Below are 15241 nucleotides of genomic sequence, written 5' to 3' on the forward strand. Positions count from 1 at the left end.
CAGTTGGGGCTTGTGGCAAGATCGCGATGAAGTCAACTCACCTTTTTCACAAGTGCGTTCGTGAAGTGTGAGTGACGACCCGCGATCCCGGAGCGGGCCTACGACCCCTGCGCCTGCTCCGCGTTGCCGCTGCTGAGCTCCGGCCCCGCCGCCAGCAGGTCCGCCCAGGTCGCCGGAACCGACGCCGCGCGGATCTTGCCGTAACCGAGGCGCACCTGCGAGGTGTTGGTCTGCTGGGTGTTGGCGTCCGCCTTCTCGCCGCCCGTGACCTCGCTGTCGTTGCGAGCGGGCACCGAGTAGCGCAGGCCGGTGTCGGTGACGAGGAAGGTGCTGCCGCCGCCGGCGTCGGTGCCCGTGATCCGCTTGAAGAGCAGGCCGCTGCCGGGCGAGACGTAGGTGCGGGAACCGCTCTGCGAGAGGTCCTTGGGATAGTCCCGGCCGCTCCAGACCGTCATCAGCTGCCGGTTGTTGTTCTGGTTGATCGCCCCGCCGTGCCAGACACTGCACGAGACCTTGTCGCCGCCCGGCTTCCAGTACGTGTTGGCCTGCACCACCGGCTGCTCGGGCCAGGTCTTCTCCGCCATCCACTCACCGTTCTCCGGGTGGATGTCGTTGAACCCGACCTGTGCCGGCGCCGGGGTGGCGCCCGCGTAGACGGCGTTGATGAACGGGCTGCTGAGCCACATCTCCGCGGTGAAGTCGGAGATGGGCCGCACCTCGTTCTTCAGCACGATGTACTTCTGCTGCCTGGCCCCGGTACCGGTCACGAGGACCATGCCCACCTTGGCCACGCGCGTGGGAAGCCCCTCGACGTTCGCCGCCGCCCCGGCGTCCCCACCCAGCGAGGGGAACTGGAGGTCGCCCACGACGTTCAGGGTCTTGAGGAAGTCCGCGCTGACGCGCTGCGGCTGCACCCCTTCACCGAACACGGCGCGCTGGATGTCCTGAAGGGCGTTCTCGCTCGACAGCCGCCAGGTCTTGCCGCCGAGCAGATAGGCGCTCCCGTCCGGAGTGACCATGTAACGCGGACCGTTGCCGCTGACCGAACCGGGATCCTTCGGGCCCTCGACGTAAAGGACCTTGTTCTGGTTCAACTCCCCGTGATTCTGGAGGAGCTTCTGGTAGTCGCTCTTGTCCAGCACGTACGTCGCGCTGACCGGCTGCCCGTCCTCGCCCGGGGCCTGGCACAGCGCCCAGGTCTTCGCCGTCTTGGCGTCCTCGGCGGAGGGCAGCCGGTCCGGGGCGAAGGGGATGCCGACCGTCGCGCCCATCGGGTACTTGCTGTTGTCGAGCACCGACTCCTTGATCTTGAGGACCTGGGGGTTCTCGCCGTTCAACAGCAGCTTGGCGGACGCCAGGTTGAGAACGGGGTGCAGGCTCAGCTTGTTCTCGCCCTTGGTCTTCACCAGCACGTAGCGCGTCGTCGACTCGCTGCCGACGAGGATGTTCTTGCCCTGTGCGTCCCAGCCCTTCGGCGCGGTCGGGCTGAGCATGCCCCAGGCCCCGAATCCGATGAGCACCAGCACCGCCACACCGAGACTCGGCAGGACGGTCTTGAGGGGCCGCGGCGCCGCCTCCTCCGAACCGTGCGGCGACGGCTGAAGAAACGCCGCCACCGTGCGCCTGCGCGCGAAGGAGTAAGCGTTCAGCTCATCCCGACGTGTCGCCATCGATGGGTCAACTCCCCGTTATTTCGCTTTGTTTCCGAATGCGGAACTCCCCAGGGCCGCCCGGTACTCCGTGACGTTTGCTCCTGCAGGGGCCTCTACTATGCCGTGTGACGATCGCACCGTACGGTACGGGGTACGGTGATCCGCCGCCAGCTCGAGTCGCGGCCAGACAATGCAAAGGGGTTGTACCGGGGGATGAGCACTGCGACCAGGTCCCGGCGCCGTAACGGCAGCCGTCGTACCCAGGAGAACCAGGGGCCAGGGCAGGTGCCGGAACCGGCACGGCCGGCCGCGGCCCCCAGTCCGGCCTCGCCGTCGCTCGCCAGGCGCCCCGGCAGCATCGGCCCGATCCGCATCCAGCAACTGGTCGGGTTCGAACTGGCCGCCGCGGTCCTGCTGATCGGCTGGCTGCTGCGCCCCATCGGTCTCACCGTCGGCATCGTGCTGGCCGTACCCCTGGTCCTGGCCGGGCTGCTGCGCCGGCGCGGCCGCCCGCTGCCCGAGTGGTTCACCACCGCCCGCGCGCTCCGCGACCGCCGCAAGCGCAACGCCGAACCCGTGCCGCCCGGCACCGACCCCGGCTTCGCCCCGGCCGTCGAGTGCGACCCGGCGCTGCGCACGTACAGCTTCCAGGACCGCGAGCAGCGCGAGATCGGCATGCTCGGCGACGGCACCTTCCTCACCGCGCTGGTCCAGGTGCAGGCCGCCGACACCCCCCTGCGTCCGTCCTACGGCACCGGGGACATCCCCCTCGATCTGCTCCAGGGCCTGCTGGAGGTGGACGACATCCGGCTCGCCTCCGTCCAGGTCGTCCAGCACACCCAGCCCGCGCCCGCCCCGCACCTGCCCCCGCAGGCCATGGCGGTCCGTTCCTACGGCCCGCTCCAGGCCCAGAGCATGACGCCCGGACTCCGTATCACCTGGGTCGCCCTCAAGCTCGACCCGGAGCTGTGCCCGGAGGCCGTGGAGGCGCGCGGCGGCGGGATGCAGGGTGCCCGGCGGGCCCTGCTGCGCGTCGCCGACCAGCTGGCCAGCCGTCTCATGGGCGCCGGTATGCAGGCCAAGGTGCTGAGCGAGGCGGACATCTGCGGTGCCGTCGCGACCTCCGCCTGTGTCAACCCGATGGCCACCACCGGCGGTGCCGCCCTGGACGGCAGCCGCTCCGGCCGCCGTACGGCCGAGACCACCCGTACCTGGCGCTGCGACGACCGGCTGCACACCACGTACTGGATCTCGAAGTGGCCGCAGTTCGGCGGTGGCGGCCCGGCCTTCCCCCGGCTGGTCGGCGCGCTGACCTCGGCGCCGACGCTCGCCAGCACCTTCTCGCTCACCATCAGCAGGCGGCGCGGCAAGCTGCTCGCGCTGTCCGGGCACGTACGGCTGACCGGCCGCGGTGAGAACGAACTGGGCGAGGCCGCCCAGCACTTGGAGCGGGCCGCGTCCGCGTTCAAGGTCGGCCTGGTACGGCTCGACCGTGAGCAGCTGCCCGGAGTTCTGGCCACCCTGCCGCTGGGAGGTACCCGCTGATGTCCACTCCCACCGTCCGTCCTTCCGGCCGCTCCGGCTTCGGGAACTCCGCTCCGGGCTTCCCCGGCCAGCGTCCCGGGCATCTGCCCCGCTCCCCCGAGCCCGCCCGGCTCGGTCCCGAGCGGCGGCTGCGGGAGGCCTTCGGGCTGCTCGGCCCGCGCCGTGAGCGCCACCTCGTCGACGCCGACGTGCTCGCGCAGCTGACCCTTCCGGTCGGCGACGACGGCCTGATCCTCGGCATCGACCCCGACAACCAGCCCGCGGTGCTGGGGCTGTGCCGCCCCACCCGGCTGGACATGGTGCTGGTGGGCGGCACCTGGCTCGCCCAGGTCATCGCCCTGCGCGCGGCGGCGATCGGCGCGCGCGTGGCCGTGGAGACGGCCCGTCCGCAGCTGTGGGCGCCGATGGCGCAGGCGGCCGGCGGCGGCCAGCAGGCGGTGACGGTGCACCAGGTGGGGCGGATCGCCCCGCAGGGGCCGTCCCCGGCCAGCCCGGTGCTCATCATCCGCGACCTGGGCATCCGTCCGCCGCGCAGCCGTCTCACCACGGCGCCCTGGCAGTCGGTGCTGACCCTGCTCCCCTACCTCGGCCCGACCGCGCCCCGGCTCCTCGCCAACGCGGACATCGTCGGTGTGCAGCGGATCTCCCCGCAGGAGTCCGAAGTCGTGGGCAAGTCCATGCGGTTGCCCCAGGGCGACGCCTCGTCCCTGTCGAGCCTGTCCGACAACGTCGCCCTGTGGTGCACGCAGAAGTCGCGGCAGTACGTGATGACCCAGCCCACCGACGCGGAGACCGGTCTGCTCGGCGCGCCCCGCCGGATGGACTGACGGACGGGTCCGTGGCGAGGCCAAGGTCTCGGCGCCTCGCGCGAGTTCGTGAGCGAACCGTTGCACTGTGTGAGGGGAGCGAGGCCAAGTAGGGTGCTCCTGCACGAGGTTCGCTCAGGAGAAAGGGCCCGCCGACCATGGCTGACGCGGACGACATCGCCGCAAAGACACCGGACCCGGATGTGAAGGCGCGAAAGGAACGGGAACGGGACGAGCTGTACGGCCTGGACATCTCCGGCGTCGAGTGGCACAGCGCGCCCGGGACCGAGGAGCACGAGGAACGCGTCGAGATCGCCTACCTCCCCGAGGGCGCGGTGGCCATGCGGTCCTCCCTGGACCCGGACACCGTGCTGCGGTACACGGAGGCGGAGTGGCGGGCCTTCGTACTGGGCGCCCGCGACGGCGAGTTCGACCTGGAGCCCGCGCCGCACGACGGCGGACTCCCGGCGGAGTAGGGGCGGCGGCCGGACCGCAGGACCGACCGTCCCGGGCTTCAGGAGACAGACAACCGTCACAAGGCCGACATCGGGGCAGGCGGCCGTCCGGTGCGTGCGAGCGCACAGCGGACGGGCCTGCCCCGCCGAGGCCTGTGGCGTTTACGCTTGATGCGGGTGCGACGTAAGAACCCACGGGTGGGTTGTTCGCGTCCAGGGGACTTCAGTCGGATCGGACAACAGGAACGGTCGCCCCCAGCCCGGCACATGAGTGCCCACACGGCACTTGGGTGCTCGACCAACCAGGAGGAATTGTGCAGAGCGATCGGGACGGGCTGCGCGCGGGCTGGACCACGCCCAGCGACGACCAGTCCGACGCGGAGTCCGCCACCGAGATGACGGGCGAGTTCACCATCGACTACGCCGCACCTGCCTGGTACACACAGAGCGCGGCGCCCCAGCCCGAGCCCGAGCCCGAGGCAGCACCTCCCGCGCCGACCCCTGCCCCCGCCGCACCTGCACCCCACCCCGGTCACCCCGATCCGTCCGGCCCCGCACCCACACCGTCCGCCGCGACGCCGCCGCCCCCGCCGTGGCCGGGCACCCCCACGACGGCCCCGCAGCCGCCGGCGCCCCCGAACCCGCAGAGCGGCTACGGCTATCCGCAGCAGCCGAACCCCCAGAGCGCCTACGGCTACCCCCAGCCCCCCGCACCGCCGAACCCCCAGAGCGGCTACGGCTATCCGCAGCAGCCGAACCCGCAGAGCGGTTACGGCTACCCGCAACCACCCGCGCCTCCTACGGCACCCCAGGCGGCCTCGGCGACTCCGCCACCTCCGGTAGCCCCGGCGACTCCGGCACCTCCGGCACCCCCGGTCGCTCCGGCGGCCTCGGCGACCCCAGCACCCCCGGTCGCCCCGGCACCCCCGGTCGCTCCCGCGCCCCCCGCGCCTCCCGTGGCCCCCGCCCCTCCGACGGCACCCGTGGCTCCCGCACCCCCGGTGGCTCCCGCCTCCTCCGGCGTGGACGGCACGGACGGCGCGGCCGTCTCCGGCGCTGACGCGGAAGGCCGTATCGACGCGCCCTCCGCCCCCGCCACGACGACGAGCGCCCCGGAGCCCCCGGCCCCCGCCGAAGCCCCGCAGGTGTCCGCCGAGGCGGAAGCCGAGGCACCGGCGGCCCCGGCCCCGACCGAGCCCGCCTCCCCCGAGGAGACCGGAACCACCGCCGAGGGCACGGACCCAAACGCGCCCGAAGCCACGGCACCGGAAGCCCCCGAAGCCCCAACCCCGGCCGCCGGCCCGGCCGTTGACACCGAGCCCGGCACCGACCCGGGTACCGAGCCGCAGGCAGTCACGCCCGACGCCCCGGCACCCCCCGCCGCCCAGACCGGTGCTCCGGACCAGCCCTCGGCCGCGCCGACCGGCACTTCGGAGCAGCCGCAGGCACCCCAGGCCCCCGCCCCCGACCAGCCGCAGGCACCCCAGCCCCCTCAGGCCCCCACCCCCGAGCAGCCCCACGCCCCCGCCCAGGGCTCGGCGCCCGAGCAGCCCGACGCCCAGCAGGAAGGCTGGCGTCCGCCGCCGGCGCCGCAGGGCGCGGTCCCGCCGCTGCCGCCGCAGTTCGCCCAGGCGGCCCCGGGTACGGCCCCCGCCTCCGCTCCGGAGTGGACGACGGGCGGCCAGCCGCAGCCACCCGCCCAGCCCGGCGCCCCGCTCCCGCCCGCTCAGCCGACGGCCCCCACGGGACAGCCGCAGGCCCCGCAGCCCGCCCCCGGCGGCTGGCCGGCCACCCCGCCGCAGCCGGACGGCCAGGCCGCACAGGGCGGTTACGGCTTCCCGCATCCCGCGGCCCCCCAGCCCGGCCAGGGCGGTTACGGCTACCCGCAGCCCCCCGCGCCCCAGAACCCACAGGCCGGCTACGGCTTCCCCCAGCCGCCCGCGCCCCAGAACCCCCAGAGCGGTTACGGCTTCCCGCAGCCTCCCGCCCCCCAGCCGAACCAGAGCGGCTACGGCTACCCCCAGCAGCAGCCCCCGGCCCACCCCGGCCAGCCCGTGCCGCCGCCCCCCGCGCAGCCGGAACAGCCGAACTTCCCGGGCCAGCAGCCGCCCCAGGCACCGAACCCCAACCCCTACGCGGGCGCTCCGGGCCAGCCCGGCGTGGACCCCCGTACCGGTGCCGCGTGGCCGGCCGCCGTTCAGCACGACCAGCGGCAGCAGGTGGCCGGCGCGGGTGCGCCGCTCGGCTACAACGCCGCCGTCGAGCTGACCTCGGACCGGCTGGTCAACAGCAAGAAGCAGAAGGCCAAGAGCAGCAGGCCGGCCCCGGGCGGCTCGAAGTTCAAGCTCGGCGGCAAGAAGGAGGAGGCCGAGCGGCAGCGCAAGCTCGACCTCATCCGCACCCCGGTGCTGTCCTGCTACCGGATCGCGGTGATCAGCCTCAAGGGCGGCGTGGGCAAGACGACCACGACCACCGCCCTCGGCTCGACCCTCGCCACCGAGCGCCAGGACAAGATCCTCGCGATCGACGCCAACCCGGACGCCGGCACCCTCGGCCGCCGGGTGCGGCGCGAGACCGGGGCCACCATCCGTGACCTGGTCCAGGCGATCCCGTACCTCAACTCCTACATGGACATCCGGCGGTTCACCTCGCAGGCGCCCTCCGGTCTGGAGATCATCGCCAACGACGTCGACCCGGCCGTGTCCACGACCTTCAACGACGAGGACTACCGGCGCGCGATCGACGTACTGGGCCGCCAGTACCCGATCATCCTCACCGACTCGGGCACCGGACTGCTCTACAGCGCGATGCGCGGCGTGCTCGACCTCGCCGACCAGCTGATCATCATCTCGACGCCGTCGGTGGACGGGGCGAGCAGCGCCAGCACGACCCTGGACTGGCTGTCGGCGCACGGGTACGCGGCGCTGGTGTCGCGGTCCATCACCGTGATCTCGGGTGTCCGCGAGACCGGCAAGATGATCAAGGTGGAGGACATCGTCACCCACTTCGAGCAGCGCTGCCGCGGTGTGATCGTCGTGCCGTTCGACGAGCACCTGGCGGCCGGTGCCGAGGTCGACCTCGACATGATGCGGCCGAAGGTCCGGGAGGCGTACTTCGACCTCGCCACGATGGTGGCCGAGGACTTCGCGCGCGCCCAGCAGGAGCAGGGGCTGTGGACGGGGAACGGCAACAACCAGCCCCCGACCATGGCGCCCCCGATGCCGGGCCAGCCGCAGGCCCCCGGCCAGCCGCAGCCCCCGGCCCCGCAGCCGCCGTTCCAGGGCTTCCCCGGCGCCCAGCCGGGCCAGCCCTGGCAGACGGGTCAGCCCCAGCCCGGCTACCCGCAGCCGCCGTACGACCCGAACGCGGGCCGGCCGCCGCAGCAGTAGCCCGACAGGAAAGAGGGCCGGCACCAGATGGTGCCGGCCCTCTTTTCACTTCCTGGGTCAGGCTTCGGCGCCCTCGATCAGCTCCCGGCAGCGCTGCACGTCGACGGCCATCGCCTTCAGCAGTGCGTCCAGCGAGTCGAACTTCTGCTGCCCGCGCACATAGGCGAGGAAGTCCACCGCCACGTGCAGCCCGTACAGGTCGAGCCCGACGCGGTCGATGGCGTACGCCTCCACCGTGCGCTCGGTGCCGTCGAACTGCGGGTTGGTGCCGACGGAGATCGCGGCCGGCATCGCCTCGCCCTGGACGTGCAGCCAGCCGGCGTAGACGCCGTCGGCGGGGATCGCGGTGTGCGGGAGGGTCTCGACGTTGGCCGTGGGGAAGCCCAACTCCCGCCCCCGCTGGGCACCTCGGACGACCACGCCCTCCACCCGGTGCGGACGGCCCAGAATCTCCCCGGCCCCCTCGACGTCCCCCTCGGCGACCAGGCGCCGGGTCAGCGTGGAGGAGAAGGGCTCGCCGCCGCCCGCCGCGCCGGACACGTACAGGTCGACGACCTCGACCTCGAAGTCGTACGTCTTGCCCTGCTCGGCGAGGAAGTCGACATTGCCCGCGGCCTTGTGGCCGAAGCGGAAGTTGGGGCCCTCGACGACCGCCTTGGCGTGCAGCTTGTCGACGAGGACCTTGACGACGAAGTCGGCGGGCGAGAGCTTCGAGAACTCGGTGGTGAAGGGGAGGATCAGGATCGCGTCCACGCCCAGGTCCGCCATCAGCTCGGCGCGGCGGTGGTGCGGGGCCAGCAGCGGTGGGTGGCTGCCGGGGCGGACGACCTCGCTGGGGTGCGGGTCGAAGGTGACGACGACCGAGGGAACGCCCAGCTCACGCGCGCGGTCCACGGCGTGCCGGATGATCAGCTGGTGCCCGCGGTGCACCCCGTCGTAGGAACCGATGGTGACGACGCTGCGCCCCCAGTCCTCGGGGATGTCCTCCAAGCCACGCCAGCGCTGCACTGTGACCGCTCCTCGTCGAACCCGTGTCCGTATTGACTCTCAAGACCTGCGCAGGTCTAAGGGTGCCATGCCGCGTGCCCGTGGCCCGCATCGGCATGGGGGCTGTGACCCGACGCACGCGCCCTGCGTGCTCCGCGCGGTCTCAGGCCGGCACCCGGACGCCCGCGAGGTTCCCGATCATCCGCCGGGTGCTGGGTCCGACCACCGCCGCCCACTCCCGCGGGGCCGCGGCGAGCCAGCCGGCCACCAGCGCGGCGAATCCGGGCACATGCCGGCCGAGGTCGACGAGCCCGCGGTCGAAGCGGGTGGCGCCGTCCGGGGTGCGGACCAGGAGGAGGCCGATGCGGTGGACCAGGGCGCGGATGTCGGCGTCCGCGCGGGCGGCGGCCGCGGGCAGCAGGGCGGCCAGGACCGCCGGTTCGCGTTCGTGGTCGAGGAGGTGGTCGAGGAGTTCGTCGCGCAACGGGCGGGAGGCGGGGGTGCCCGGGCCCGCGAGGACGGCCGCCAGCGCGGCCCGCACGCCTTCCGGGCCGCCGTCGAGGAGCCCGGTGACCAGTGGGAGGAGGACGGCCCGGGCGGCGGGCCCCTGGTCGAGGCGCCGGTCGACGTAGGCGGCCACGTCCCCGGCGGTCTCCGGGCGCCGCTCGACGGCCTCCCGCACCAGCGCGGTCACCCGGCGGGCCAGGGCGGGCGTGGTGACGTCGGCGAGGGTGCGCAGCGCCTCCCCGGCGCCGGGCCGCCGCAGCCGCTCCCGGAAGGCGTCCAGGACCGGGCCGGGGTGGGTGGCGAGCGCGGGGACCAGCGCGCCGGGCGGGAACTGCGGGTCGCCGGCCGCGAAGTACCCGAGCGCCTGCGAGAGATGACGGGCACGCGTGTGTGGATCGCGGACCAGCAGGGCGAGCGCGCCGCCGTGCAGGGCACGGTCCTCGGGGCGGGCGAGCAGGGCGAGGGCGGCGTAGCGCAGCAGCTCGCGGTCGGCCTCGGTGCGGACGTGCGGGGCGGCCCGCAGTCCGTACGCCACGGCGGCCACCCGCCGCGCCGGCCGCTCGTCGTGGGCCCACCGGTCCACGGCCCGGCACACCGCCGACGGCTCGTCCTCGGCCAGCACGGCGAGCAGCTCGTCGCCCCGCCGGTGCGCACACCCGACGAGCACCTCGGTGAGGTCGTCCAGGGCCCGGGTCCGATGCGTGTGCAGCAGCGCCTGAGCGGCCTCGGCGACGGTCGCGTGCGGGGTCGCGGGCAGCGCCCGGTCGTCGTCGAACCAGCGCGTCAGCTGCGGCTGTACGACGGTGGGGTCGACGGCGAGCAGCTCCGCCACGGCGTCCAGGAACCGCGGCCCGGGCTCCTGCGGGGGCCCGTCGGCGAGGACGAGCCGGCGGAGCAGGTCGAAGCGAGCGCCCTGCGGGAGCCGGAGGGCGGTCCAGAATGCGGGGCCGAAGCCGGGCGGGACCGGCTCGCCCCGGCGGCGCCCGGCCACGAGGCGGTCGGCGAGCTGCCGCAGGACATCGGTGTACGGCGTCGCGTCGGGCACCCGCAGGAGGGTCTCGGTGAGGAGGCGGGCGGCCCACCAGGAGTGCGGGTCGGCGTCGAGGGCGTGGATCAACTCCTCCAGCCGGTACGACAGTTGCGGTGCGCCGTGCTGACGGGCGACGAGGAGCAGGGCCTCGACGACGGGGCCGATGCGGTGGTGCGGGACGGGGAGGGGCTGCTCCCGCCCGGTGCCGCGGCGGTGGACCAGGACGCGCAGGGCCTCGTCCAGGTCCAGGTGCATGCCCTGGATCCAGTCGGCGAGTTCCTCGTGCGCGAAGCGGTAGCCGGTGCCGGCGGGGACCAGGAGGCCCTCGGTGAGGACGGCGGAGGCCCAGCCGGTGCCGCCGAGCCGCTTCGGGGCCGGGCCCCAGGGGAACACCGCCTCGAACGACGCGCGGTCCAGCTCGCCCTGACCGGGACCGAGGCTGCGGCGGGCGGCCTCGTGGACCTGCCCGGACACCTTCGCGGCGAGCCGACGCACGGCGCTGCCGCGCAGCCCGCCCGGGGTGGCCAGGCGTACCGCGATACGCAGGCACATCAGGTCGAGGTAGGCCTCGAAGACCTGGTCGCGGTCGACGGGGGCGTGCGGGGTGCCGGGGAGGGCGGCACGGACCTCGGAGAGTAGCCGGAGGGTGAGGGGGTGCCGGTCGTCCGGGGCGGCGAGGGTGCCGTCGGGGAGTTCGTAGCGGGCGCGGGCGCGGCGGGCCTCGTCGTCGGTGAGGTCGGCGAGGGGGACGCGGGGCGGGACGTGCCGGCCCGGGTCGCCGTACAACAGCTCCGCCGGGAAGTCCGTGCCCTCCCAGTACTCCTCCCGGCACGCCACGACCAGCCGCGCCCCGGTCTCCCGCAGCCACCGCGCCGTGCCCCGCGTCCACTCCGCGAGGCGGTGGGCGAGGACCGGGGGCATCTCCTCGGGACCGTCGAGGAGGAGGAACAGGGGGCGGCCGGCGTCCCGGGACAGCCGGGCCAGGCGTTCGGGGGTGACGTCGCCGAGGTCGGTGTCCGTAGAGGTCGCGACGATCCGGGCGGCCCTGCTGAGCGCGCGGCGCGCCGCGTCGGCCACCGAGTCGTCGGTGGCCTCCAGGTCGGCACCGCGCAGCCAGAGGGTGGGGGCGGGGGCGGGGCCACGGTGACGGCGGGCGGCGAGGGCCGCGAGTTCCGTCGTACGACCACTACCGGGCGGCCCGACGAGCCCGAGCACGGTGGCGTCGCCGTCGGTGAATGCGGCGAACTCCCGCGCGGTCATGGCTCGTTGTACCGGCCCCGCGATGTCCCCCCGCCCGACATGACCGGCCAGGGCACCGTGCGGCCCGTCCTGGCCCACTGAGGTGGCGGCCAGCTCCAGCACGCCGGCGAGGTTGAGGTCGGCACCGTAGGCGGGGACGGTGGCTGCGTTCTCGGCGAGCAGGGCGGCGAGGGGGTCGGTGGGGTCGTTCTCCGCGTGCCGGTCGGTGACCGGGTGCTCGGGGAGGGGGCCGGGGGCTGCGGTTTCTGTGCGCGCATCGGCGAGCGGGCCGGTCCCGGTGTTCCCCTCGATCTGCCCGGTAACGGCCTTCCTCGCGCGCACGTCGGCGGCAACGCCGTTGCCGGGGGACCGGAGGGGGATCGCGTGGGCGGTGTCGCGGGGGCCGCTCTGCAGGGCGGTGCCGAGGACGGCGACGACCGCGCCGGTCTCGGCGTCGAGCACGGGCCCTCCGGCGGCCCCGCCGCCCAGCCGCAGCGCGTCCCGGCCCGCCGTGCCGATCGCCAACTCCAGGACACCGTCGAGGAGATGGAAGCGGTCCGTGGCCGTGTAGGTCACGGTGACCGGGCCGAGCACCCGGGCCTCACGCCAGCAGCCCGCGGGCAGGCGTACGTAGGTGCCGGGTTCGACGGTGTCACGCACGGACAAGGGCAGCGGGTCCACACCGAGGCCCTCGGTCCGCACGAGCGCCAGGTCCCGCCCGGGCAGCGGGGTCACGGCGTCGGCGCTCACCACACAGCTGCGGTCACCGGCGTGCAGCACGATCCGGGCCAGCCCGTCCACGACCTCGTGACCGGTGACGACGGTGCCGTGGTGATCGGCCACGAAGCCGACCCCGCGGAGCCGCCCGGCCAGATCATGAACCCGCACGAGATAGTCGTCCCGCCCGACCCCACCCTGAGAACCCGGTGCCCCCCCACGCGCATACCGCGACCGACGCCCCCACCCCAGCGCCCGACCCCCCTCACACCCACCTCGACGGACCTGCCCCCCGCCACCGGCCGCGGGGTCCGCACCGGCACCGGGCAACACCGGATCCCCACCGGAACCGGGCCCCGCAAGCTCCCCACCGGAACCCAGCGCCGCCAAATCCCTACCCGAGCCGGGCGCAGCGAGATACCCACCAGGACCGGGCCCCGCGGGACCCCCACCGGAACCCGGCACCGCCAAATCCTCACCGGAACCCGCCCGTGCGAGACCACCACCCGAGCCGGGCCATGCGAGCCCCTCACCAGAACCCGACGCCGCGAAATCCTCACCGGAACCCGCCCGTGCGAGATCCCCAACCGAACTCCGCCCCGCGAGACCCCCACCCGAACCCGGCGCCGCGGAATCCCCACCCGAACCCGCCCACCCGAAGTCCCCGTCCGAGCCGGCCCCCGCAAAACCCGAACCGGATCCGGCCCACGCAGCCTCACCGCTCCCCCGGCCTCCCGGCCCTCCCCGCCCCGCGTGCCCCGCCAGCCCTGCCTCTCCTGCCTGCCCTGCCCGCGACGCCCCCAAGACCCCGCCGTCCCACCCCCCGCTCTCCACCCCGGAGGCAAGCCGTGTCGGTTCGCCGACGGAGTCACCCCCTGCCGTCATGGTCGAGCCTTCCCGCCGTACGCACGTTCCTGTTTTCGACGGTAGGCGCGGGGTGATCAGCGGGACAGATCGCGTGGTGAACGCGCCCCCTTCCACTCCCCCGGTTCACTCCGAGCGCCTGCCCGCGCGGGTGAATGGAAAGGGACGGGCGGATACACCCTAGGGGTGGGGGAACCGAGGGGGGACCGTGGAGCGGCGGCACAACCCCGTGATCGCCGCTCCACGGGCAGACCCAGCCCCGGTGCCCCCGAACAGGCCTCAGGAGAACACGGCCAGGCTCTTCGCCTTGCCCTTCTGTTCCTCGACCAGCGCGAGGAAGCCGCCCTCGGCGTCGAACACGGCCACCGTGCCGACACCCACGTACTCCTCGGGCATGTCGAGCCGCACCCCGTTGGTGAGCAGCTTGGCCCGCCGCGCGTCGACGTCCCAGCGCGGGAACGCCGCCGCCGCGGCCTCGCCGATCGGCATCACCGTCAGCTCCTGCTGGAGCTGGTCGAGGGTCCGCGCGGAGTCCAGCTTGTACGGCCCCACCCGGGTCCGGCGCAGAGCCGTCAGATGGCCGCCCACGCCCAGGTCCGCACCCAGGTCACGGGCGAGCGCCCGGATGTAGGTACCGGAGGAGCAGACCACCGAGACCACCAGGTCGAGGACCGGCGTGCCGTCCTCGGCGACCGCGTCCCGGACGTCGTACACCGCGAAGGACGAGATCCGCACGGGTCGTGCTGGGATCTCGAACTCCTCGCCCTCGCGGGCCCGTTTGTACGAGCGCACCCCGTCGATCTTGATGGCGCTGACCTTGGACGGCACCTGCATGATGTCGCCGCTCAGCTTGGCGATCCCGGCGTCGACGGCCTCCCGGGTGACCTTCGAGGCGTCGACCGACCCCGTGATCTCGCCCTCGGCGTCGTCGGTCAGGGTCGTCTGGCCGAGCCGGATCGTGCCCAGGTACTCCTTCTCGGTCAGCGCGAGGTGCCCGAGGAGCTTGGTCGCCTTCTCGACGCCGAGGACGAGCACACCCGTCGCCATGGGGTCGAGGGTGCCGGCGTGTCCGACGCGGCGGGTCTTCGCGATCCCGCGCATCTTGGCGACCACGTCGTGCGAAGTGAAGCCCGACGGCTTGTCGACGATGACAAGGCCGTCGGGCGTCCGGTTCTTCTGGGTCATTCTGCGGCGTCGTCCGTCTCGTCCTCGTCGCCCGGCTTCCGGTACGGGTCGGCGTCACCGGCGTAGGCGGCACCCGCCGAGACCTCGCGCACCTTCTCGTCGGACTGGCGGGCCTTGTCGAGGAGGTCGTCGATGGTCTTGGCGGTGTCGGGCAGCGCGTCGGCCACGAAGGTCAGCGTCGGGGTGAACTTCACGCCCGCCGCCGCCCCGACGGCCGACCGGAGCACGCCCTTGGCGCTCTCCAGTCCGGCTGCCGCGGCCGCTCGCTCCTCTTCGCCGCCGTAGACCGTGTAGAAGACGGTCGCCTCCCGCAGGTCGCCCGTGACCCGGGTGTCCGTGATGGTGACGTGTGAGCCGAGCCGCGGGTCCTTGATCCCGCGCAGCAGCTTCTGGGCCACCACCTCTCGGATGAGGTCCGCCAGCCTCTTGGCGCGCGCGTTGTCGGCCACTGGTCCGTCTCCTTAAGTACTTACTTGTTGCTTCAGTCTTCGTCGCTGTGGAGCCTGCGTCGAACCGAGAGCAGTTCCACCTCGGGCCGCCCGGCGACCAGCCGCTCGCAGCGGTCCAGTATGTCGGTGAGGTGTCCCGTGTCCCCGGACACCACCGCGAGCCCGATCTCGGCCCGTCGGTGGAGGTTCTGGTTGCCCGTCTCCGCCACGCTCACCGCGTACTTGCGCTGGAGCTCGGCCACGATCGGACGGACGAGAGAGCGTTTCTCCTTCAGTGAGTGCACGTCACCGAGGAGCAGGTCGAAGGACAGAGTCCCCACATACATGTGTGTCCGGATGTCCCGCCGGTTCGGGGTACGGGCGCCGCGTCGACGCCGATACGGGAACCGTACACGCAACGGCCGGGGCCGATCGAC

At 73.6% G+C, this 15241-nt stretch carries 10 protein-coding genes; 4 read left to right on the plus strand and 6 right to left on the minus strand.

The genetic code is table 11. The features are described from left to right. Nucleotides 1-98 precede the first annotated feature (98 nt). Complete coding sequence (eccB, locus tag OHN19_RS11435; protein WP_330264094.1) at nucleotides 99-1670, minus strand: type VII secretion protein EccB; 1572 nt, start codon at nucleotides 1668-1670, stop codon at nucleotides 99-101. A gap of 195 nt (nucleotides 1671-1865) precedes the next feature. Here eccB and eccE point away from each other — a divergent pair, with 195 nt between their 5' ends. The 4 genes from eccE (at nucleotide 1866) to OHN19_RS11455 (ending at nucleotide 7847) form a co-directional block, all read left to right on the plus strand. Then, nucleotides 1866-3197: a type VII secretion protein EccE gene (gene eccE, locus OHN19_RS11440; protein WP_381304637.1), complete on the plus strand. Its 1332-nt coding sequence runs from the start codon at nucleotides 1866-1868 to the stop codon at nucleotides 3195-3197. After that, nucleotides 3197-4024, plus strand: coding sequence for a hypothetical protein (locus OHN19_RS11445; RefSeq protein ID WP_330264095.1), 828 nt, complete (start codon nucleotides 3197-3199; stop codon nucleotides 4022-4024). Before eccE ends, OHN19_RS11445 begins: the two co-directional genes overlap by 1 nt. Nucleotides 4025-4161: 137 nt before the next feature. After that, nucleotides 4162-4479: a DUF397 domain-containing protein gene (locus OHN19_RS11450; protein WP_330264096.1), complete on the plus strand. Its 318-nt coding sequence runs from the start codon at nucleotides 4162-4164 to the stop codon at nucleotides 4477-4479. A gap of 293 nt (nucleotides 4480-4772) precedes the next feature. Beyond that, complete coding sequence (locus OHN19_RS11455) at nucleotides 4773-7847, plus strand: SCO5717 family growth-regulating ATPase (protein WP_330264097.1); 3075 nt, start codon at nucleotides 4773-4775, stop codon at nucleotides 7845-7847. A gap of 57 nt (nucleotides 7848-7904) precedes the next feature. Here the strand turns inward: OHN19_RS11455 and OHN19_RS11460 are convergent, their stop codons facing one another. From OHN19_RS11460 to OHN19_RS11480, 5 genes are all read right to left on the minus strand, one after another. Then, on the minus strand, nucleotides 7905-8855 hold the full coding sequence (locus tag OHN19_RS11460; RefSeq protein WP_330264098.1) for a bifunctional riboflavin kinase/FAD synthetase: 951 nt from the start codon (nucleotides 8853-8855) through the stop codon (nucleotides 7905-7907). Nucleotides 8856-8997: 142 nt separating this feature from the next. Beyond that, nucleotides 8998-12498 carry a trypsin-like peptidase domain-containing protein gene (locus tag OHN19_RS11465; protein WP_330264099.1) on the minus strand — a complete coding sequence of 1167 codons (3501 nt, stop codon included), beginning with the start codon at nucleotides 12496-12498 and terminating at the stop codon, nucleotides 8998-9000. 972 nt (nucleotides 12499-13470) lie between these two features. After that, complete coding sequence (gene truB / locus OHN19_RS11470; RefSeq protein WP_330264100.1) at nucleotides 13471-14376, minus strand: tRNA pseudouridine(55) synthase TruB; 906 nt, start codon at nucleotides 14374-14376, stop codon at nucleotides 13471-13473. Continuing rightward, entirely contained in the window at nucleotides 14373-14825 is a 453-nt protein-coding gene (gene rbfA, locus OHN19_RS11475; protein WP_330264101.1) for a 30S ribosome-binding factor RbfA, read from the minus strand. The genes truB and rbfA overlap by 4 nt, the downstream gene beginning before the upstream one ends. A gap of 32 nt (nucleotides 14826-14857) precedes the next feature. Continuing rightward, the gene (locus OHN19_RS11480; RefSeq protein WP_330264102.1) at nucleotides 14858-15151 is read right to left on the minus strand and encodes a DUF503 domain-containing protein; all 294 of its coding nucleotides are present in this window, start codon (nucleotides 15149-15151) and stop codon (nucleotides 14858-14860) included. Nucleotides 15152-15241: the final 90 nt, after the last annotated feature.

The organism is Streptomyces griseorubiginosus (assembly GCF_036345115.1).
In the GTDB taxonomy this organism is placed as follows: domain Bacteria; phylum Actinomycetota; class Actinomycetes; order Streptomycetales; family Streptomycetaceae; genus Streptomyces; species Streptomyces griseorubiginosus_C.